This window comes from Pseudoalteromonas sp. SR41-4 (assembly GCF_014163985.1).
In the GTDB taxonomy this organism is placed as follows: Bacteria; Pseudomonadota; Gammaproteobacteria; order Enterobacterales; family Alteromonadaceae; genus Pseudoalteromonas; species Pseudoalteromonas rhizosphaerae.
Window position 1 is genome coordinate 1 of record NZ_JACJEI010000048.1, and the last position, 20,046, is coordinate 20,046.

Genomic DNA, 20,046 nt, shown 5'->3' on the forward strand with positions numbered 1-20,046 from the left:
TTAATTCCTTTTGTTTTTGAGCTTCGACAAGGCCCCTTGCTGGTGATACCACATGCTATGGCTAGTCTCTCACTGACCCCCAATTTCATTAAACTGCGTACTTTGGTGCGAGGTTTACGCCATTGCCGCCAGTAGCACATTCTTATCCTACGTCGGATCCAATGATCTAAATCCACCGTTAGCTAATTAAAATGAAGGTCAAAATAGACAGCCCAATGGCGCGACGACAGCTTTTTCTTGAAGGAATGGTAAAAGACTCGGTTGTATTGAGCCTGCTTTCCTTATGGTAAAAAGCGGAATATTACAGTTAACAAAGGCATGAATAAATTGACCTTACGCGGTCAAACGAAAGTGAATGCCTCACTTCATTCTGTGGCAACTGTATTGCTTAGTTCATAATATAGAAAAGCAGCAAAACACGATGCATTAATAAAAGTAAGCCCTTATCACCTCAAATAAGCCACTCAAACACCTTTGATACCTTCCAAAACGCCAATTAAAGCAACAGCAAATCCTCTTTTTATATTTTACGTAAAATCGAAGTAACTAATTGAATCAAAATAGGAACTCGGCTATGGTTAATGCATCAATAAAAATAAATTAAAAACGGGTTATTCTACAGGCTCGTTAGGGTTACTTGGAGATTTGGTGGAAAATTTAAAGGCGAAGCTCATCGAATTAGAAGAGCATTTATTTAAGGCTGAGACCAGAGCTTCATACGGCGAATTGGATGAACTAATTGCGGATGAGTTCACTGAAATTGGTGGCTCTGGAGTTCGATTTTGAAAAAAGAAGCTCTGGAGCGTCTGCCATCAGAATTGCCACCTAAGATCAGTGCATCTGAATATGAATTGAGACATTTAGCGCCAAATTGTGCCCAGTTACTTTATAAAGCTGTAATGGTAAAAGGTGGTGAAACAACCGCTATTTACTCATTACGATGTTCAATATGGTCTCTGATAAATGGGAGGTGGCAAATGATCTTCCATCAGGGCACCTTATGCAAAGCATTTTAGTAGTAACCCTAAAAATTAATATGCGGTTCTTTGGGTCCGCATCATTTAACAGTTAAGCAAACAAGGATAGTCCAATGAAATTTTTAATATCGTTAATTACCTTAATTATTTTCTCACTATCTGCTCTTGCAGATGAGACACTGCCTGAAAGTGTATTAAAACAAAAGGCTGAAGCATTCATACAAGCAAAAAATGCGAGGCAACAGCCAAACACTACCGTCGAAGACATAGATCATTTCATTTCATTTTTGGCTGATGAATTTATTGATGAACATCTGAAATTTAATGTCACTATCACGAGTAAGGAAGAGCTTCGACAAGGGATGATTGCGAAGATGAAAGACAAAGTAACATTCAGTGAAATTAAAATTGACCAGATGATGATTGGAAGCAATGTGGTATTCGTCAAATATACGGAACACGCTAAAGTCAAACCAAGCCACATGGATAAGGTCATTGAGTATACAAGTACTAATATAATGTCTCTAGAGTTTGATGATAATGGTCTTATCAAACATATTCGTAGACATCATGCGTAAGTGTTTGCCTAATAAGTTAAATCATCGAAAAACCACTCGCTGGCTGCGCCAAAACGCTAGCGTTTTCCGCTGTTTAAAGCGTTAGCTGTACAAGGAGTTACATTGAGCATTTTTAAACAATCAAGCCTATTTACATCGTTTCTAATAGTTTTCGGTTTTGCCTTTCGTTACTACGCGGTCTATAAATCGGATGTTGATATTAATATTTTAGGTGTAGCATTAAGCGTTATAGTTGCTGGTTTAATTGGCGGTGTAGGTTTTTATTTTGGTCAGCTTAAAATACAAGAAACATTACCCGTAAAATACTTAGCATTTTCTGCGTTATTTGTTTTCTTTATGTCACATAATTTAAGTAATTTACTCGGTTTATACCAATTATCATGGTTTGCATATTTAGCAGTTGTTTGTTCTTTGGCTTTTGTAATGGCACTACGTGTACCTAAAATGCTTAACAAAGAAAAGTACAACTAATCGGGTAGCCGGAGGTCTCTAACCTCCAGCCCCCACACCACCCATAATGCGCTTTTCATTAACAGGAAGTGCAATGGGCGGTTCATCTCCCGTAATGAATATTGATCCAAATATCTCTCAATGACACTAAACCTTGTGAAGCTAAGTAGTCATTGCCTAGCGCAATATTAATTACTTTTGTTTTTGAGCTTCGACAAGGGCCTTCGCTTCCAAGCGCCTACTTTTGGTACTGGTGATACCACAGGCTATGGCGAGTCGTTCGCTAACCCCCCTCCAAGCGTTAGCGCGGATGCATGTTTATCAGATCTCTCCCCTTTTTACCTATAAAGAACAGGTGCATCGACTTTCTCTGCACAACTGCATCATTTACGGTGGTCGTTAGATCACATGACTTCGCTATCTTGTGCTAGCTCGTCTCCAGCCTACGCCTCATATGATGTTTTTGTTCATCAGCTCACTTTTATTTATCATAAAGAATGCTAACGGCTTCCTCCAGACTATCTCTCGCGATTTAGCCCTTGCCATTCGCGAGTGTATATCGTTTAATAACAGTATGTTATTTAAACGGTGATCTTCCTACAGAGGACTTTCACCTCATAAGTCAATGCCCATGTCGGGCGTACACAAGTCAATGCAGCCGACCGCTCACGCGTCGGCTGATTGAAGCGTTATACATCCAAGGGAAAGTGTTGTGTTAATTCGAGCGATCAATAGCCAAAGAAAATTAAAACCATACTTTTACTCACAGTCTGCGAAGGTTGGTGGTGTTGGATGCTTAGTTGGGTTTTCGGTAGCATACCCATTGTTCTTCGTCATTGCCTCAAGTTTTGGGATCGAGTCAGATATACCAATTCGCAGCTATGACGGCGGTACTGTCTTGTTAATGTTCACTTTGTGCTTTTTACTTCTTTGCGTATCGATGTATGCATTCTGCGCTTTATTCGCTTTCATTTTCTATGGCTTTAAGTTCAAAAAAGGACATATCAATAAGCAAGAACTTATTAATATCGTATTTAAAGGTGTTTATCCTCAACGATGGCAAAGTGGACTTTAATTCGGATGTATAACAAGCGCCTTATACTCACCCAACAAGTTGGGTTGGGACAATTATTCGCTGCAACTTCGTTGCAAAACACTCATAATCGCCCCATAGGCGAGCATTAGTTTTCTATGATTATATATCGCATATTATTTTTAAATTTAATTTTTGTATCGGTGGCAATATTGGCAAGTGATAAATCTGATGGTACTACTGATGAACAATGGAACAAGTATCTTGAGCATAAAGCCACTTGGGATAAAATGCTCAAGGATCGTTATGATAATGAGTTAAAGCATACTCCACCTAAACCTCCCTGGATTAAATATCCTAATCGTCATCCAACTGATATATTTTGGCGAATGGGGAACGGTGAGGATTATTTAGCTGATTATTTCGGTTTGTATTTTAAATACTCTTCTAAAGCTGAGATAAATGCTTATAAACTTAAATACCCAGAACACACAGACTGGCTTGGGACGTATGAAAGTATCGAAAACTAACAAGCCGCCAAGGTTCGCCGCAAAAAGCGCGGCTGGGACAAATACTCTCTGGGCAAAGCCCAACAACGTTCGCATTTGCCTCTTGGCAAAGCGTTAGCCGTACAAGGAGTTCACATGAAAATATGGATATTGTTTCTCATTTCGAGTATCTCTTTCTTTGCACAATCTAATAACGATATTGCTGTGAAAAAGGAGATTGATTTATTTTTGGGCGTTTCTGAGTGTTTAAGGAATATTCCCAGCAAAAAAATTATAAATCAAGAACACGATGAATTATCTTTAATCACTAGCGTAATTGAAAATATTACTCTTGAATTAGGCACAAATGATAACGAGCAAAAAGAATTCAGAGAATTATATAAAATAGCTTCCAAATACTGTTCAAAAGAAATAAATGACCTTAAAGCTAGTTATAAAAGTACACCTAATCGGGTAACTGGAGGTCTCTAACCTCCCTCCACACTACCCATCATGCACTTTTCATTAACAGGAAGTGCTATAGGCGGTTCAGCTCCCGTTATCAATATTGATCCAAATATTTCTCAATAACGCTAAACCTTGTGAAGCTAAATAGTCATTGCCTAGCGCAATGTTAATTCCTTTTGTTTTTGAGCTTCAACAAGGGTCTTCGCTTCCAAGCGCCTACTTTTGGTGCTGGTGATACCACATGCTAAGGCGAGTCGTTCGTTTACACCCAATTTCATTAAACTGCGTACTGCGCGAGGTAAACTCGCGCCTACGAGTCACTCCCCTAACACCTAGTTACCTAGCTCCTAAAACCTTTTTGTAATTGGGCTTCGTTACCCTCACCCCAACTACAATCGCTTGATTTATCACCAAGCAATCTTACAACTTATGACTTACCGCTTAAAGCTGCAATCAAAACACCATCGCCTTACCGCGCCCTGACGCTTCTGAGCCGGCATCTAGTTTGCCATCACGTTCGATAATCACATGCATATCACCAAAATGGCGCTCGTCTAAGGTGTAGCCCATTTTCTCTAGTGCTTTAACAACGTTTGCATCTAACCCTGCATGATGACGTATGACATTTTTAGGCCAAAGTTGATGATGAAAACGCGGGCTATTTACCACTTCATCGGCGCTCATATTAAATTCAACCGCGTTTAAAATAGATTCGTACACCGAGCTTATTATGGTGGTGCCGCCAGGTGAGCCGGTAACCATTTTAACTTTATTGCCTTTGAGTAAGATAGTTGGCGTCATTGAACTAAGCATACGCTTATGCGGCTGGATTTCATTGGCTTTACCACCGAGCGCGCCAAATACATTCATCACCCCAGGTTTGGCACTAAAGTCATCCATTTCATCGTTAAGCAAAAAACCCGCGCCAGCAACGACTACACCACTGCCATAACCTAAATTAATGGTGGTGGTATTCGATACTGCATTACCCCATTTATCAACTATAGAAAAATGCGTGGTTTGTTCGCTTTCATATAACCCAGGCTTAATGTTTTCAGTCGTCGATATTTTATCGAGTGTGATGCTGCTACTGCGCTTTTTAAGATAATCCATGGCGATTAGTTCGCTCTTTGGCACATCAAAAAAGTCTGGATCACCTAAGTACTCTGCTCTATCAGCAAATACGCGTTTGCCAATTTCTGCTAATAAATGAATATATGCTGTGGAGTTATGCTCAAGCCCTGCTTTGGGTTTAGTCAGCTCGTACATTTTTAACCATTGTATTATTGCAATACCGCCGGAGCTTGGTGGTGGTGATGTAAGTACTTGGTAACCGTTCCAAGCTGCTTTCATTGGTGTACGTGATTTTGCTTGATAGGCTTTTAAATCCGCTTGCGTAATGATCCCGCCATGTTCAGCCATAAAATCGGCAATGATTTTAGCAGTTTCTCCTTCATAAAATCCTGCCTTACCTTGCTCGCGAATACGTTTTAACGTGGCTGCAAGCTCAGGTTGCTTAAAGTTTTGATTCGCTTTAGCGCTGGCAAAATAATCAGCAAAGTTAATTGTTACGTCTTTTTTAGCCATGCGGGCAATGTAGCGCTCAATACTGCTGGCTAATTTCGGGTGAACAATAAAACCCTGTTCGGCTAACTTTACTGCAGGCTCAACAAGGGTTTTCCAATCAAGTGTGCCGTGTTTTTGATGAGCAAGCCACATACCCGCCACACTACCGGGTACCCCACTGGCGTGAATGCCGTATATCGATTTATTTGCAACCACATTACCTTTGTCATCCAAATACATATCGCGATGAGCGGCAATTGGAGCTGTTTCGCGGTAATCTATAAAGTCGCCTTGCCCGTCTTTTTGGATCAGCATAAAACCACCACCGCCAATGTTTCCCGCTTCAGGCAAAGTAACGGCTAATACAAATTGCGCAGCAATGGCTGCATCAACCGCGTTACCGCCCTGCTCCAAAATGGCTCTTGCTACGTCACTACTGTAACTATCGGGCATAGCCACTGCTGCTTGAGCTGTTTTGCCACTAGCTGCCAATGCAGTTATATGTAACTGCATTACAATGACACTAAAAATCAGTAAATGTTTTACACCTGCAAACATATTTAATTCCTTGTTGATTTTATTTTTTGATTATTTTATTAACCCCATTAATACACATTCAGTTAACAAGGGTCAAACTACAATGAACAACTTTACACAAATTTTCGATATAACACGGCTGGTAACTCGCCGAACTCGTCGCTATGGGTATAGTGTTCAATAAACTGCAGACCCAGCTTTTCCATCACTTTAATCGAGCCGTTATTGTCTTTTAGTGCAGTGGCGCTAAGTGCCTTGATCTCAGCATTGGCGGTGATCACATCGGCAACGGCTTGTGCGGCTTCACTGGCGTAACCTTTACCCCAACTTGTGCGTTTAAAACGCCAGCCAATTTCAATATCACTAAAATCCGGCTCTGCAGTAAAAAACCCCATTGGCCGAATTAATATCCAACCAATAAAGCTGTCATTATCATTAAGGTTAACTTGCCAAAGCCCCCAGCCCTGTTGTGGATTGCGGTAGGCTTGCATGCGCGGAATAAAAACGTCTTTGATGGTGCTCATGGTCGTCGTCTTGCCACGAGTAAGGTACTCCATAACCTGTGGGTCGTTATCGAGTTCAAACAGTAGCGCACTGTCATTTTCATCCATTAATTTAAAATTAAGTCGTGCTGTTCGAGGTATATTCATTTTCTAGCCTGTATATTGCTTGTTTTAAGATTGCCATCAATACTGTACCAGAGGAAATATTCCTCGGGACATCATTATTATACAAAGGAACAAATATGAACAAATTAGCAAGTTTAGTTTTATTAGGCTGTGTAGCACTAACCGGTTGCGAAGACGCCAGCGAAGCAAAAAAAGAAGCGGCTGAAGCAAAAGCTGAGGTTAAAAAAGCACTTAATGATGCATGGGATGAAGTAAAAGAAACCAGCAATCAATTTAAAGGTGAATCACTTGATGAGCTACTGCAAGAAAGTAAAAAACTTGGCCTTGATATGTATGATGATGGCAAAGTGGTGGCTTTAGATGCCTGGCTTGAAAGTAAAGAAGCAGCAGGCGAGTTAACCGAAAAAACCAAGCAAAAAGCCCAACAGCTCGTTGAAGAATTACAAGCCGCACGTGAAGAACATGACAAAGAAAGTAATAACTAACCCCCTGCACTTTAAACTGCTATTTTTATAGTTCGCTGCATTACTGAATTTCTCGTCAGAGTTGATGTTAACACCTATTTTATCTGATTAGGCTGCTATTAGGGCAGCCTACATTCGCAATATAATTAGATCAGCTCGGCTGATCGTACGGGTTGTTTTCAAGTTACCTACCACACTTACCTCATTTTAAAAAATACATATATAAAATCAAAATGATACTGTTAAATTGTCGATAATTCACATATTTACTCCTATACTCTAGCTGAAATCAACATACTAAAAACTTAGGATACACAATGAAAAAACTTCCTCTCGCAATTGCTTTATGTGCTGTATGCGCATCTGCAAGCTCATTTGCAGAAGTGCGTATTAATGGTTTTGCCTCTATTGTTGGTGGCAAAACATTGGATGATAATACAACTCGATACGGGTACGACAACGACATTTCATTTAAAAATGAAAGCGTTTTTGCTTTACAATTATCGGCTGATTTACAAGATAAGCTCAGTGCAACTGCACAAATTGTAGCCCGTGGTAACAATAGCTTTGATGCCGAATTTGAATGGGCTTATTTAACATACGAATTTACCGATGAGCTGCAACTCAGTGCGGGTAAAATGCGTGTGCCTTTTTATCGCTACTCTGACTTCTTAGATGTTGGCTATGCTTATCGCTGGGTAAGACCACCGCAGTCTGTTTATAGTATTCCATTTTCTACCTATGAAGGCTTGAGCCTACTGCACACTTCACAAATAGGAGATTGGGATTCAACCTTACAAGTCATTTATGGTGGCTTTGATGGTGACATTGCAGCAGTTACAAACAATGATGAAGCCAAACTAAACGACATCGCAGGGGTTAACTGGACTCTATCGTATGATTGGTTTAGTGTTCGCGCTGCTTACTTAGTTGCTGAAACCTCTATTGATTTAAGCAATGGTGAAGCTGGCGGACAAGCTATTAATGGCCTTGAACAATTACTGCGCGACAACGGCCTAATAACTCAAGCTGATGATATTGCTATAAATGAAGATGACGGTACATTTATTGGTGTGGGTTTTTCGATTGACTATAACAACATATTATTTGATGCCGAATATACACAGTTTGAAGTTGAAAAAAGTATCTTAGCAAAACAATCACAATATTATGCGTCGATTGGTTATCGTATGGATGAGTGGATCGTTCATTTTACTTATGAAGATAATGACGACAAACATGACAAATCTCGCTTTGATCAATTAACCCAAGTGCCTCCTCTCAATAATGGGATTAATCAGGCACTCGATGGTGTTCGTGCACAAAGTAATGTATACACTATCGGAACTCGTTACGACTTTCACCCATCTGCGGCACTAAAAGTTGATTTTAGCCGTTTTAATGATGATATCTCAGATACTGAAACGGATGTTATTGCCGTTGCTGTTGATTTGGTTTTTTAAGGGGATGGTTATGAAAAAACTAATTTTAGCGGGCCTTATGTCTGCCTGTTCATTTAGTGCGTTTGCAGGCGTTACTGTGATCGTAAATACAGGTAATGCCAACGCGATAGACCAAGATGAAATCAAAAAAATCTACCTTGGCAAAAGCAAGTCATTCGCGGATGGTGTGAAAGTAAATCCAGTAAATCAAAACGGCAACAGTATTGCTGATGAATTCAATGACAAAGTGGTTGGTAAATCAAGTAGCCAACTTAATGCCTATTGGTCAAAATTGGTTTTTACTGGTAAAGGTACACCGCCAGAAAAACTAGATAATGACCAAGCGGTGATCGACTTTGTTTCGAGTAATGCCGATGCTATTGGCTATATTGATAGCAGTAAAGTGAGTGATGCAGTGAAAGTAATCGCAACTTTCTAGCTGTTATAACTTAAATAAAAAACGCCTTGTGGTATCTAACCACAAGGCGTTTTTTATTATAACTACAAGGTTATTCGACTTTAAATTTAGCCGTCGCATCCAATAGATTATCAGACAAGTAATGTAAGTTCTTCGCCACATCACGAACTGCAGTAAGCGAAGCCATAGTATCTTCGAATGATGTATGCATATTAGATACATTTTCGACCACCATTGCCGCAACTGATGTTTGCTCTTCAGTGGCTGCTGCAATTTGTGAGTTCATACCATTAATTTCAAGCATTTGCTCTGCAATTTTTTCAATTGAAATACCTGTATTTTCTGCAGCTGTTGCATTATTACTGGCCATATCACGCGCCGATGTCATAGCGCTAACCGACTCGTTTGCAGCACTGGTTAAAGTGTTTAATAATTCACGAATTTCATTGGTTGATTTAGCCGTACGCGATGCCAACTCTCTGACTTCATCAGCAACCACAGCGAAACCACGTCCTTGTTCACCCGCTCGCGCAGCTTCTATAGCAGCATTAAGTGCTAACAAGTTGGTTTGCTCTGCAATCGAAGTGATCACATTAAGTATCTGAGTTACATTTTTTGTATCATCCGCTAGCTTGTTAATTGTCGAAGCGGCACGATTAATTTCAGCGCTTAACGTCTGAGATTCAGTGACCGATGTTCGGATCTGTGAACGGCTTTGTTCCACTTCTTGCTCAGCCGTTTGCGCTGCACGTGAGGCACTTGCTGCCGAATGTGAAATGTCTCCTACACTTTGCTTCATTTCTTCCATCGACTGTTTAACTATTTCAGCATCTGCGGTTTGCTTGCTGGTCGCATTTTCTGCTTGTTCCATGCCTTGCACTAAGCGCGTTGAGTTTTCCATCAAGGGTTCACACACCGCCATTACTTCGAGTACCGACTCTCTTAACAAGGCTATAAATGTATTGAAGTTAATTGCAACTTGGCCGATTTCATCTTCACTACGAACTGTAAGCTGCGTGCTAAGAGAGCCTTTCCCCTCACCTAATAAGCGTAAATTGCCAGCCGCATCACTGGCGGCGGCAGCAATTCCACGAGCAATCCAAATAGCCATAAATAATAGTAATAACAATGAAACAGATGACACAACCAGCATTAACGTTAATGCATGATCAGAGCGTGACTTGGTATTTTTTACCAACTCAAAAAAGCGCGCATCAGCACGTTGCTGAGCAGCTTTAAGACTTTGCAACACCGAGTTATACATATTGGTTTTAGATTGCGCTTGCTGCTGGATTTTACTAAAGTCAGCAGTTCCACTGATCATATCGTTAGCAATTTTTGTTGATATAGCAGCGTATTCGGTTAACTGTGTGCGTGTTTGCCTATCAATGTAGGTACTATTAATATTATTTATTGCGTCAAGGTTCTCAGTTAATGCTGTCAGCGTCTCTTTTGCTTTATCAACAATATCTTGTTCGCCAAATGTAACTGCTTGTGTATAAAGCTCATCTAATTTTTCAAGTAACCCGACGTTCGCTGATGTTAGTTTTACCACTTGATAAGATGTTTTTTCAAGTTCGTCTAATGAGCCCCGATTGTCCACCATCGAAATATAATTGATTAATACAATAACCACAAAAGCGATAACAGCAATACTCGTGATAGCGTGAATTTTTTTACTTATGCTTAGGTCCTGAAAAGACAAACTTGAAGCCATGCGATCTACCTTATTATTTAACTATGTGTATTATCGGCCTATTAGTTATAAGTGTTAACTATATTTTTAATTTATCTAGCTTTATTGCCATAAAAGTTCACAAAAGGCACAAAAAATAAATCAATCGCCCGATAAAAACTAGATAACTAGAGCAATCTGTTGTTTTTGTGCTTGCAAGGTTATTATTTGAGCACACAATCACTAACTAATATTAACAATATATACTCTCTTTATTTCAATATAGCAGAACTTATCGTTAAAAGAGCTGAAATATGGCTACACTATGTTGGAAATATCAACAAATATTACATCACCTTGACTATAAAAAACGTGTTACTCAATAACTCAACAAATTAAGATGCGAAATACGCAAATATCTTAGTTCTAACTTCATTTTGAGTTACAAGGCTTAATAGATTATTTAATCAGCATTCAAGTTAAGTAATTCATAACCTGCCAGTACATCGCTTAGTTCTGCATCAATAGAGCTTTGCCTTAGCACATGAAATTCTTTACCGAGATTGTCTAATAATTCTTCTATGTTTTTTTCTGCACGCTGCATCGCCGCAAGCCGGCTGGCATTTTCACTGGCCAACGACTCGGCACAGGCGCGATAAAGCGAAATAAATATGTATTCGCGGATCAATGCCCGTAGTGTCATATCATTACTACCTAAAATTTCGGGTAATCGTTTTGTCGGCCAAGGGATTTGTGCTAGCTCTCGTTGCCATTTTTGATCAAGCGGCAGTAATCGTTGTGATATTGGCTGATATTGAGCGCCCGATTGCATCTGATTATAAAATACATAAACACGGGCAGCGCTTGCATTAGCAAGGTGTGTTTCGCTATCAATTTGAATTTGCCCAACCAACGCGGTGATCTCATTTATGCTAGTGGGCACCGTAAAACTTTTTTCCATAGATAAACCGGCATCGGCGAGTCGTGAGTAGACTCGCTCACCCACCGCCCACACTTGCAGTTGTATGGTCTGAGATTGCGCGCCTAAATCGGCCAGTGCTTTAATTGCAAAGTCAGCAATATCTTCATTGAACTGCCCAACTAAACCTTGATCGGAGCCAAACACAATAGCACTGACTATATTATCGCCCTGCTTATCTGTGTTCGATATTGCACCCACCGCAGGTAAATTAACATCAACCGCCTGTATCGTAGCGCTTAATCCTAATTCTACCGTTCGATAGTAATCAGTTAATGAGCTGACCGATTTTTCGTATTGACTAATACTCGATGCGGCAAGCGCCTTCATCGTCCGCACAACTCCTTTTAAATCGCTGGCACTGTCGATTTTATGACGCAAATTAGCAGCGGTATTACTCATGGTTGTTCAGAGCCGTCAGCCAGCAATGGCGCATTACTATCTTCAATACTCGCCAGCGCTTGTTTTGATAGGGCAATGATATTTTGATGATCCTCGTCACTTAATGATCCTGAGGTTGCTAATCGCGTTGATAATTCAGCAGGCAAACGATTGATAATACCTCGTAAAGCATTTTTTGCTGCGCTCATTTTTGCTAATGCAATGGTATCAAATAGGCCCGAAGTCAAAGCAAGTAATAATATGATTTGTTCAGCGACTGGAAGCGGAGATGATTCTGGCTGGCGTAAACTGGCGCGAATACGGCGGCCATGTTCAATTGATTTTGCGGTATCTTGATCTAAACGCGCACCAAAGCGAGCAAATGTTTCTAGCTCTTCAAATTGTGCATAAGTCAATTTTAGGTCGCCCGCTACAGCCCGAAACGCTGCCAGTTGAGCTTTGCCGCCAACACGCGAAACAGATTTACCAACATCAACAGTGGGTAAAACACCCAATTCAAATAACGATGGGGATAAATATATTTGCCCATCGGTGATCGAAATTAAGTTGGTGGGTATGTAAGCTGAGATATTTTGTGCTTCTGTTTCAATGATAGGCAGTGCAGTAAGTGAGCCACCGCCAAGTGCTTTATTTAATTGAGTGGCGCGCTCAAGTAAACGTGAGTGAATATAAAAAATGTCGCCAGGAAATGCTTCACGCCCAGGTGGACGACGAAGCAGCAACGACAGTTCACGGTATGCGCGCGCATGTTTGGTTAAATCATCAAAAACAATCAGTACATCTTGCCCCTGTTGCATATAATATTCCGCGATACTCATCGCTGCATATGGGGCAATGTACTGTAAGCCCGCAGGTTCATTGCCTTCGGTAACCACCACCACAGTATAAGCCATTGCGCCTTGTTCACGTAATGTCGCCACGGCCTTTGCCACACTCGAAGCCCGTTGCCCTATCACGCAATAAACACAGAGCACATTTTTATCGTGTTGATTGAGAATAGTGTCGATGGCAATCGCGGTTTTTCCGGTCTGTCGATCACCCAGAATAAGCTCCCGTTGCCCTCGTCCTATTGGGATCAAGGCATCAATAACAATCAATCCCGTTTGTAACGGCACTGTCACCGCAGCGCGATCCATTATCGCCGTTGCCGTGCGTTCGATTGGTAAATGCTGCGTGGCTTGAATAGGCAACCCATCATCTAGCACCTGACCAAGAGGATTAATAACGCGCCCCAATAACTCATTACCCACAGCGATATCCATAACATGACCGCTGCGTCGAACCTCATCACCAGCTTGTAAATGTGCGTAATCGCCAAGTAATCCACGCCTAACTCTTCTATATCGACATTGAACACGATACCTCGCACATTGCCAGCAAAGATCAACATCTCTTCAAAACCGGCACTGGGTAATCCTGATACTTTGGCAATACCGGTTGCAATATTGGTAATTATACCCACCTCATACGATTTCATTTGGGGCGAAAATGCCTTACGAGCTTTTTCGATTAGAGCGAATGAGTTGTCGAAAATATTATCGAGTGTTTCGCTATGATAGGCTGTTGTTGCTTGGCGAATTAAAGCCGAAGATTGGCTGCTATTAGTTGTATTAGTTGTATTAGTTACATCACTCATGGTGGTTTTCAATGTTAGTAATGGGTTTGCTAGTAAGTACTTTGCCTTTATCTTGCTCTTGCTCTTGGTCAGGCAGCTCATCGTTTGGTTTATTATCACTACTGCGCTTGGTTTTGTTGTCAGCTGGTCCCTGCTCAACAGCTTTACCATTTTGTTTTAGCAGCGCCACAACGTCTTGTTCAAGCGACTGCAGGTAGTCAGCAATATTCCAGCCTAATTTTTGGCCATTAGTACTCAACTCAATACCACTGATAAGCTCTGCTGAGGTGGCAAACTCTAAGTCAATGTCAGCGCCAAATGTTGCTTTAATCGCTTTATCAATAGCAGCGCGCTCTATATCAGGCAACTCAAATGCACTCGTTAATAATGCCGGTTTTTTGCTGGCTTTGAGTGCTTTTACTAGCGTCGTTTTTGCCGCTGGCTGCAACTCACTTAATTGCGCTATAAATACCTGAGTGACTTGCTGCTCTAAACTTGCGCTTGCAAGGTCGTGTAAGGTTTTGCGGGTGATAGCAAATACTTCATCGCTGGTTTTACGCCTCAGTATATTGGTCAGATGTTCAGCATCTGCGGCCATTATTGCTTGATGTTTATCATGTAATGCAGCAACGTCTTGTTGTGCCTGAGCCAGTAACTGCTGTCGTTTTGCATCAGCATCATCTTTTGCTTGCTGTAATAACGTGTCACGCGCTTGAGCAAATTGGTTATTTTTATCTTCAAATATAGCGCGCTCAGCGCTGGCCTGTTGCTGTTTAGCCGCAGCAGCATCGAGCTCATCGGCAATGCGTTGCTCACGGTCGTCAATAGCATGCAAAATAGGTTGGTAAAGATAACGTTTTAACAACCATACCAAGATCAAAAAATTAACAGCCTGTGCTGCTACAGTGAACCAGTCAATTAACATGGCTTACAATCCTGTGGCTTGCGCGATGGCATAATTCCAAAACGGGTTTGCAAAAAGTAAGATCATCGATACCACAAAACAATAAATCGCTGTGGATTCAACCATCGCCAGACCAACAAACAAAGTGCGCGTGATGGTCGTTGAAGCATCAGGCTGTTGAGCTAAGGCACTCAGTGCAGCAGCTACTGCACGTCCTTCGCCAAGAGCCGGACCTATACACCCAATACTGGTAGTGATGCCCGAAATAATTATCGAGGCGATTGCAATCATTGTCATACTGTCCATGTGATCTCCAAAATCTTTCATTGTTAAAGTAAGCAAAAATGTAATGTTAAGATTAATTGATGTTCATTATTGTGGCATTCACTTGCTGTCTGATCTGTTATCCGGTTGGCGAGTTTGTGTTGCGGCCGCAATATAGACGGCTGCAAGAATAGTAAAAATATAGGCTTGTACTATGCCAGTTAGTAGCCCTAGTGCTGTCATCACGATAGGGAAAATAAAAGGGGTGATGGTCAACAAGATACCAATAATCATCGCACCACTCATCATGTTGCCAAACAAGCGCACAGCCAACGCCAATGTGCGTGACAATTCACTAATGATATTAAATGGCAACATAATCATAGTCGGCGCCATATAAGATTTGAGATAGTTAACAACGCCCTGCTGTGCAATGCCAAACATTGGCACCGCGATAAATACACTAAGTGCCGCTGTCGTTGAGAGTGACGCTGTGGGTGGTTCATAGCCGGGAACAATAGTGAAGATACTTGCACTAACCAAAAATAAAAATAAGGTACCAAGAAAATAGAGGTATTTTTTCGCCTGTTGCAAACCAACTTCTTCTATTTGCGTTTCAATCCCCGTGACTATAATTTCTAAAAAATTTTGCCAGCGCGAACGTTGCAAGTTAGTTGATATATTTCGAGTGATCAGCATAGAGCCAAGGGTCAACAGCAGCATCAGTGCCCATGTAAAAGCAATGGTTGCATTAATTTTCACAAAGCCAAGCTGCCAATAAATCACTACATCGGGACTAAGGTGCATGTTGCGATCCTTCATGTGGATTAAGCTGCTCAATAACGGCTACTTGCTGTACTGGTGTATCCAATTTAGCCGTCATTTTCGTAACCACGCGGGCTGTGATAAGTCGTGCGCAAATAAATCCAAACAAACAGATCAGTAAACGTAGCAATGACGCATTAGCCATTTCATGACTTACAACTAAGTAAAAGCCTGCGATAGTTACTGTCATACGCACCAGCAAACTGCTTAATAACCACCACGCCGGATGCGCTGAACGGATACTTTTTTGTACCGTCCACCAAAGACCTACGAAAAAAAAACCACCCAATGCTAAACCTAAGCACCAGATCAGCATTAAGTTCACTGTATCACTCATCATTATGTTCCTTCTCTGCGGTGACTTTGTGCTCTTCACCTATTGCCAGATCTTCTTTCTCTATCCAATGCCATGCATTAAAACAACCAAGTGCCAAACCTGCGACTAACAAGGCTAGTGTCCAAGATCTTTCACTGGGATAATGACCATCAACATAGACTCCGATACTTGCTCCCACTAAGGTAGGTATCGCGACTGACCAGCCAATTAACCCCATCATTCCTAAGCCAAACCACACTCGTTGCTGCGAATGACTGCGCGCTTTTAACTTGCGAGTGGCTTTAATGCCGACTTTTGTCGCTAATGTCGGCTTTGCTTTAGTAGCTGTTTTCAACTTACGCTCATTCATATTATTTGCCTTGCTGAGGGCGCTTTACTGTTGTTTAAAGCTAACAAACTTATGCAGAAAACCGCTTTCCAATTTTGCCATTACTGCACGCACTTGCAGGGCTTGCTCATTGATTGCGAGAAAGTCTTGCTCTACAGCGGCGCGTAACTTAGTTAAATCGCTATCAACTAGGGCATTACGCACAGACACCAAAACATCGAGTCCTGTTTTCACCAACACTCCTTCATCTACGGCTACGAATATTTCGCCCTCGGCGATGGTTGAGAAAGTCAGAATGCCCGGCGTAAGCACCGCCACACAGTCAAGCCGATGCGGTAATAAGCCGTACGACCCACTGCTCGTTTCGACAATAATGTTGCTAATATCGGTTTTATCAATAAAGACCTGTGAGGGTAAAAGCAGTTTAAGGTGCATGTTCATTGTCTGCTCCAGCCGCTTTGGCGGCATTTTTCACTGTACTTGCGGTGTCAGTGGCACTTGATGCCTGTTTATTTGGTCTGCTCTTTAGTTTTGCTTCATCGATATTGCCTATCATATAAAGCGCGCTTTCAGGATAATCTTTAAATTCATCGTTGAGGATACGCTCGCAGCCATCTAACGACTCATCAAGACTAACAAGTTTACCTGTATGATTAGTAAACTGTTCGGTGGTAAAAAATGGCTGAGTAAGAAAACGTTCCAGCCGACGCGCGCGCCCAACGACAGAACGATCTTCCGGCGACAGTTGCTCTAAGCCAAGCATCTCAATAATATCTTTAAGCTCAGCATACTGAGCCAAAGTGCTGCGCACTTTTTGCGCCAGTTGATAATGCCGTTCACCAACAATACCTGGACTGGCCATTTTGGAGTTTGACTGTAAGGGATCAATAGCAGGAAATAGTCCTTCACTGGCGCGTTGTCGCGACAATACAATGGACGCAGATAGGTGAGAAAACGTATGTACCGCAGCCGGATCGGTAAAATCATCAGCAGGCACATACACAGCTTGAATAGAGGTAATAGCCCCATTATTGGTATTCGCAATACGTTCTTCTAAGCTGGCCAACTCGGTGCCCATCGTCGGTTGATAACCGAGTCGTGACGGCATTTGTCCCATCAAACCAGATACTTCAGAGCCTGCCTGAATAAACCGAAAAATATTATCAATCAATAACAATACATCACGGTGTTCATCATCACGAAAATACTCAGCCATGGTTAATGCCGCTTGACCAACCCGAAAACGACTCCCTGGTGGTTCATTCATTTGACCAAACACCATCACCATATTAGGCAATACACCTGCCGCTTTCATTTCCCGATAAAGCTCTTCACCTTCTCGACAGCGCTCACCTATACCGCAAAAAATGCTCACCCCTTTATGCTTGCCTACCATGTTATGGATCATTTCAGTGAGCAAAACTGTTTTACCGACCCCTGCACCGCCAAATAACCCTGCTTTGCCGCCTTTTTCTAGCGGCACGAGTACATCAATTACTTTGATACCGGTTGTGAAAATTTGCGACTGTGTAGAGCGCTCACTAAGTGTTGGTGGTGCTCGATGAACCGAGCGCCATTTAATATCTGTCAAACTGCCTTGACGGTCTATCGGTTTACCAAACACATCAAACATCCGCGATAAAATACCGCTGCCAACCGGTGCTAACAAAGGGTTACCACTGTCTTTAACTTGCATTCCGCGGGCGAGCCCTTGCGTTGGTGTTAAAGCTATACACCGTACCTGCTTGGCATTGCGTTGCTCTAACACTTCAATAACGACTTGCTCTGTATCAACTAGCGCGATATCACTCAGATCTACGGTCAGTATTGAATGAATACGCGGCAACTTTGTCGCAAAACAGACGTCAATGACACTGCCACGTATTGCTATTATGCTGCCAATATTTAACTTATTATCAGCGGGTTGCAGGACAGATGTGGTCATACTGATGAAGTCCAGCGCCAATCACGAATTTCAGGCATATCGAGGCCATTTTTGTTGATATATTTTTTATGCGCAATTAACTTTTCATGTAATAACTGCTTAAGCTCGATGCCTTTAGCGCCGGTTTGCGGTAATCGTTCGAGTGCATCAATGACCAAGTGAAAACGGTCAATTTCATTTAATACCGTCATATCAAAGGCGGTCGTAATTGTGCCTTCTTCCTTATAGCCGCGAACATGGATATTGTGATGATTAGTGCGACGATAAGTAAGTTGATGGATAAGTGATGGGTAAGCATGAAAAGCAAATATTACTGGCTTGTCGGTGGTAAACAACGCATCAAAATCTTGGCAATTTAATCCATGCGGATGTTCGGTTTCTGGCTGTAAACGCATTAAATCAACCACATTAACCACCCTCACTTTAACCGTTGGCAAATATTCACGCAAAATTGATACTGCCGCCAATGTTTCGAGTGTAGGCACGTCACCACAACAAGCCATAACCACATCAGGCGTTTGCTCAATGGCATCGTCACTAAGATTGCCAGCCCAATGCCAAATACCAATTCCTTGTGCGCAATGTTTTTCAGCTTCTTCCATTGTTAACCATTGCGGAGCCGGGTGTTTGCCTGCAATCACCACATTGACGTAATGACGGCTGCGTAAACAATGATCCATCACCGACAATAAACAATTCGCATCGGGGGGTAAGTAAACGCGAACAATCTCCGCTTTTTTATTGACTACAACATCGATAAAACCCGGATCTTGATGGGTAAAACCATTATGATCCTGACGCCAAACATGAGATGCCAATAAATAATTAAGCGAGGCAATTTTAGGCCGCCACGACAATGCCGATGATACTTTTAACCATTTTGCATGTTGGTTAAACATAGAATCAATAATATGAATAAACGCTTCGTAACAGTTAAACAACCCGTGACGGCCAGTCAGCAAGTAACCCTCAAGCCAGCCTTCACATTGGTGTTCACTGAGCATTTCGACCACTCGGCCGCTCGGTGCTAAATATTCATCATTCGCATACGTGGTCACATCCCATTGCCGACGGGTGGTTTCAAACAAGGCAGCCAAACCGTTGGAAATAGTTTCATCGGGACCAAACACCCGAAAGTTTTGCTCTTTATCATTTAACTTAGTGACGTCACGCAGAAATGGCGCAAGCACTCGGGTATCACCCACACCGCGTACACCAGGCGTTGTCACCTCGCAGGCGTAATCTCGGTAATCGGGCATTTTTAAATCTTGTAGTAATAAACCGCCATTAGCATGAGGATTTGCCCCCATACGGCGTTCACCTGTTGGCGCCAACGCGGCTATCTCTGGTAACAAACAACCACGTTCGTCAAACAGTTCTTGGGGTCGGTAACTACTTAACCAGTCACTTAATAGACATAATGACTCCCACACGGTGTTAGCCTCCGCTTTTCGTGGGTTAGCTTAATTCAAAGCCAGAGCCATAATTAGTTTGTCAATTAACTAAACAGCAGAGGCTAACATGAATAAACATAGCATACTTTTTATCGGACTTGATACATATAAAGAATTCAATGAAGTCGCCTATATTGAAGAATATAGAGGTGCACAACCTGTTCACCTTGGTCGAGTTTCGTCTTCCAAAATTGCCGTTCAAAAGCTTGTTCGTCAGTTTGAATCTAAATACCCTGGCGCAACGCTACACTTTGTTTATGAAGCAGGC

Annotated in this window: 21 protein-coding genes and 3 pseudogenes; 10 read left to right on the forward strand and 14 right to left on the reverse strand. The window is 41.8% G+C overall.

Annotated elements, in window-relative coordinates:
- Window positions 1-176: pseudogene (locus tag H5180_RS22200) on the reverse strand (group II intron maturase-specific domain-containing protein); the annotation flags it as partial.
- A gap of 472 nt (window positions 177-648) precedes the next feature.
- Between H5180_RS22200 and H5180_RS23695 the strand changes: the two are divergent.
- The 6 genes from H5180_RS23695 (at window position 649) to H5180_RS22230 (ending at window position 4,018) form a co-directional block, all read left to right on the forward strand.
- Entirely contained in the window at window positions 649-786 is a 138-nt protein-coding gene (locus H5180_RS23695; protein ID WP_259399608.1) for a hypothetical protein, read from the forward strand.
- 304 nt (window positions 787-1,090) lie between these two features.
- Entirely contained in the window at window positions 1,091-1,555 is a 465-nt protein-coding gene (locus tag H5180_RS22210) for a nuclear transport factor 2 family protein (RefSeq protein WP_182759147.1), read from the forward strand.
- Between the two features lie 102 nt (window positions 1,556-1,657).
- Window positions 1,658-2,026 carry a hypothetical protein gene (locus H5180_RS22215; protein WP_182759148.1) on the forward strand — a complete coding sequence of 123 codons (369 nt, stop codon included), beginning with the start codon at window positions 1,658-1,660 and terminating at the stop codon, window positions 2,024-2,026.
- Window positions 2,027-2,717: 691 nt separating this feature from the next.
- Window positions 2,718-3,080, forward strand: coding sequence for a hypothetical protein (locus H5180_RS22220; RefSeq protein WP_182759149.1), 363 nt, complete (start codon window positions 2,718-2,720; stop codon window positions 3,078-3,080).
- A gap of 161 nt (window positions 3,081-3,241) precedes the next feature.
- The gene (locus H5180_RS22225; RefSeq protein ID WP_310736518.1) at window positions 3,242-3,568 is read left to right on the forward strand and encodes a hypothetical protein; all 327 of its coding nucleotides are present in this window, start codon (window positions 3,242-3,244) and stop codon (window positions 3,566-3,568) included.
- A gap of 114 nt (window positions 3,569-3,682) precedes the next feature.
- On the forward strand, window positions 3,683-4,018 hold the full coding sequence (locus H5180_RS22230; RefSeq protein WP_149981424.1) for a hypothetical protein: 336 nt from the start codon (window positions 3,683-3,685) through the stop codon (window positions 4,016-4,018).
- A gap of 429 nt (window positions 4,019-4,447) precedes the next feature.
- Here H5180_RS22230 and ggt read toward each other — a convergent pair whose 3' ends face one another.
- Together ggt and H5180_RS22240 are read right to left on the reverse strand one after the other, a co-directional pair.
- Window positions 4,448-6,118 (reverse strand): gamma-glutamyltransferase, encoded by a 1,671-nt coding sequence (ggt, locus tag H5180_RS22235; protein ID WP_149981425.1) that lies wholly within the window; start codon window positions 6,116-6,118, stop codon window positions 4,448-4,450.
- Window positions 6,119-6,210: 92 nt separating this feature from the next.
- A complete protein-coding gene (locus tag H5180_RS22240; protein WP_145242886.1) occupies window positions 6,211-6,747 on the reverse strand; it encodes a GNAT family N-acetyltransferase in 537 nt (178 codons plus the stop codon).
- Between the two features lie 95 nt (window positions 6,748-6,842).
- Here H5180_RS22240 and H5180_RS22245 point away from each other — a divergent pair, with 95 nt between their 5' ends.
- The 3 genes from H5180_RS22245 (at window position 6,843) to H5180_RS22255 (ending at window position 9,071) form a co-directional block, all read left to right on the forward strand.
- Window positions 6,843-7,211 carry a hypothetical protein gene (locus H5180_RS22245; protein ID WP_182759151.1) on the forward strand — a complete coding sequence of 123 codons (369 nt, stop codon included), beginning with the start codon at window positions 6,843-6,845 and terminating at the stop codon, window positions 7,209-7,211.
- 296 nt (window positions 7,212-7,507) lie between these two features.
- A complete protein-coding gene (locus H5180_RS22250; protein WP_182759152.1) occupies window positions 7,508-8,653 on the forward strand; it encodes a porin in 1,146 nt (381 codons plus the stop codon).
- A gap of 10 nt (window positions 8,654-8,663) precedes the next feature.
- Window positions 8,664-9,071 (forward strand): phosphate ABC transporter substrate-binding protein, encoded by a 408-nt coding sequence (locus tag H5180_RS22255; RefSeq protein ID WP_145242880.1) that lies wholly within the window; start codon window positions 8,664-8,666, stop codon window positions 9,069-9,071.
- 70 nt (window positions 9,072-9,141) lie between these two features.
- On the opposite strand, the gene H5180_RS22260 is transcribed toward H5180_RS22255, so the two are convergent.
- The 11 genes and pseudogenes from H5180_RS22260 to H5180_RS22310 form a co-directional block, all read right to left on the reverse strand.
- Window positions 9,142-10,767, reverse strand: a complete 1,626-nt coding sequence (locus tag H5180_RS22260) for a methyl-accepting chemotaxis protein (RefSeq protein WP_182731043.1) — start codon at window positions 10,765-10,767, stop codon at window positions 9,142-9,144.
- A 421-nt stretch (window positions 10,768-11,188) separates the two neighbouring features.
- Window positions 11,189-12,106, reverse strand: a complete 918-nt coding sequence (locus H5180_RS22265) for a F0F1 ATP synthase subunit gamma (RefSeq protein WP_182759153.1) — start codon at window positions 12,104-12,106, stop codon at window positions 11,189-11,191.
- Window positions 12,103-13,742: pseudogene (locus tag H5180_RS22270) on the reverse strand (alternate F1F0 ATPase, F1 subunit alpha). Before H5180_RS22270 ends, H5180_RS22265 begins: the two are co-directional and overlap by 4 nt.
- Window positions 13,735-14,646: a F0F1 ATP synthase subunit B gene (locus tag H5180_RS22275; protein WP_182759154.1), complete on the reverse strand. Its 912-nt coding sequence runs from the start codon at window positions 14,644-14,646 to the stop codon at window positions 13,735-13,737. Before H5180_RS22275 ends, H5180_RS22270 begins: the two are co-directional and overlap by 8 nt.
- Window positions 14,647-14,649: 3 nt before the next feature.
- Complete coding sequence (locus tag H5180_RS22280) at window positions 14,650-14,931, reverse strand: F0F1 ATP synthase subunit C (RefSeq protein ID WP_145242870.1); 282 nt, start codon at window positions 14,929-14,931, stop codon at window positions 14,650-14,652.
- A gap of 78 nt (window positions 14,932-15,009) precedes the next feature.
- Window positions 15,010-15,696 carry a F0F1 ATP synthase subunit A gene (locus H5180_RS22285; RefSeq protein ID WP_182759155.1) on the reverse strand — a complete coding sequence of 229 codons (687 nt, stop codon included), beginning with the start codon at window positions 15,694-15,696 and terminating at the stop codon, window positions 15,010-15,012.
- Window positions 15,686-16,054 carry an ATP synthase subunit I gene (locus tag H5180_RS22290; RefSeq protein WP_220493175.1) on the reverse strand — a complete coding sequence of 123 codons (369 nt, stop codon included), beginning with the start codon at window positions 16,052-16,054 and terminating at the stop codon, window positions 15,686-15,688. The genes H5180_RS22285 and H5180_RS22290 overlap by 11 nt, the downstream gene beginning before the upstream one ends.
- Window positions 16,044-16,400 (reverse strand): AtpZ/AtpI family protein, encoded by a 357-nt coding sequence (locus H5180_RS22295; RefSeq protein ID WP_182731038.1) that lies wholly within the window; start codon window positions 16,398-16,400, stop codon window positions 16,044-16,046. The genes H5180_RS22290 and H5180_RS22295 overlap by 11 nt, the downstream gene beginning before the upstream one ends.
- 24 nt (window positions 16,401-16,424) lie before the next feature.
- Window positions 16,425-16,820 (reverse strand): F0F1 ATP synthase subunit epsilon, encoded by a 396-nt coding sequence (locus H5180_RS22300; RefSeq protein WP_310736516.1) that lies wholly within the window; start codon window positions 16,818-16,820, stop codon window positions 16,425-16,427.
- The gene (gene atpD, locus H5180_RS22305; RefSeq protein WP_182759156.1) at window positions 16,804-18,324 is read right to left on the reverse strand and encodes a F0F1 ATP synthase subunit beta; all 1,521 of its coding nucleotides are present in this window, start codon (window positions 18,322-18,324) and stop codon (window positions 16,804-16,806) included. The genes H5180_RS22300 and atpD overlap by 17 nt, the downstream gene beginning before the upstream one ends.
- Window positions 18,321-19,757 (reverse strand): phosphoketolase family protein, encoded by a 1,437-nt coding sequence (locus tag H5180_RS22310; protein ID WP_310736517.1) that lies wholly within the window; start codon window positions 19,755-19,757, stop codon window positions 18,321-18,323. The genes atpD and H5180_RS22310 overlap by 4 nt, the downstream gene beginning before the upstream one ends.
- 88 nt (window positions 19,758-19,845) lie before the next feature.
- On the opposite strand from H5180_RS22310, the pseudogene H5180_RS22315 reads away from it, so the two are divergent.
- Window positions 19,846-20,046: pseudogene (locus H5180_RS22315) on the forward strand (IS110 family transposase); the annotation flags it as partial.

What these genes read in the sequence shown, in the direction of transcription:
- H5180_RS22210 (WP_182759147.1), top strand. Translation starts at nt 1,091, where the DNA reads ATGAAATTTTTAATATCGTTAATTACCTTAATTATTTTCTCACTATCT.
- H5180_RS22230 (WP_149981424.1), top strand. Translation starts at nt 3,683, where the DNA reads ATGAAAATATGGATATTGTTTCTCATTTCGAGTATCTCTTTCTTTGCA.
- ggt (WP_149981425.1), bottom strand. Translation starts at nt 6,118, where the DNA reads ATGTTTGCAGGTGTAAAACATTTACTGATTTTTAGTGTCATTGTAATG.
- H5180_RS22240 (WP_145242886.1), bottom strand. Translation starts at nt 6,747, where the DNA reads ATGAATATACCTCGAACAGCACGACTTAATTTTAAATTAATGGATGAA.
- H5180_RS22245 (WP_182759151.1), top strand. Translation starts at nt 6,843, where the DNA reads ATGAACAAATTAGCAAGTTTAGTTTTATTAGGCTGTGTAGCACTAACC.
- H5180_RS22250 (WP_182759152.1), top strand. Translation starts at nt 7,508, where the DNA reads ATGAAAAAACTTCCTCTCGCAATTGCTTTATGTGCTGTATGCGCATCT.
- H5180_RS22255 (WP_145242880.1), top strand. Translation starts at nt 8,664, where the DNA reads ATGAAAAAACTAATTTTAGCGGGCCTTATGTCTGCCTGTTCATTTAGT.
- H5180_RS22260 (WP_182731043.1), bottom strand. Translation starts at nt 10,767, where the DNA reads ATGGCTTCAAGTTTGTCTTTTCAGGACCTAAGCATAAGTAAAAAAATT.
- H5180_RS22265 (WP_182759153.1), bottom strand. Translation starts at nt 12,106, where the DNA reads ATGAGTAATACCGCTGCTAATTTGCGTCATAAAATCGACAGTGCCAGC.
- H5180_RS22275 (WP_182759154.1), bottom strand. Translation starts at nt 14,646, where the DNA reads ATGTTAATTGACTGGTTCACTGTAGCAGCACAGGCTGTTAATTTTTTG.
- H5180_RS22280 (WP_145242870.1), bottom strand. Translation starts at nt 14,931, where the DNA reads ATGGACAGTATGACAATGATTGCAATCGCCTCGATAATTATTTCGGGC.
- H5180_RS22285 (WP_182759155.1), bottom strand. Translation starts at nt 15,696, where the DNA reads ATGCACCTTAGTCCCGATGTAGTGATTTATTGGCAGCTTGGCTTTGTG.
- H5180_RS22290 (WP_220493175.1), bottom strand. Translation starts at nt 16,054, where the DNA reads ATGATGAGTGATACAGTGAACTTAATGCTGATCTGGTGCTTAGGTTTA.
- H5180_RS22295 (WP_182731038.1), bottom strand. Translation starts at nt 16,400, where the DNA reads ATGAATGAGCGTAAGTTGAAAACAGCTACTAAAGCAAAGCCGACATTA.
- H5180_RS22300 (WP_310736516.1), bottom strand. Translation starts at nt 16,820, where the DNA reads ATGAACATGCACCTTAAACTGCTTTTACCCTCACAGGTCTTTATTGAT.
- atpD (WP_182759156.1), bottom strand. Translation starts at nt 18,324, where the DNA reads ATGACCACATCTGTCCTGCAACCCGCTGATAATAAGTTAAATATTGGC.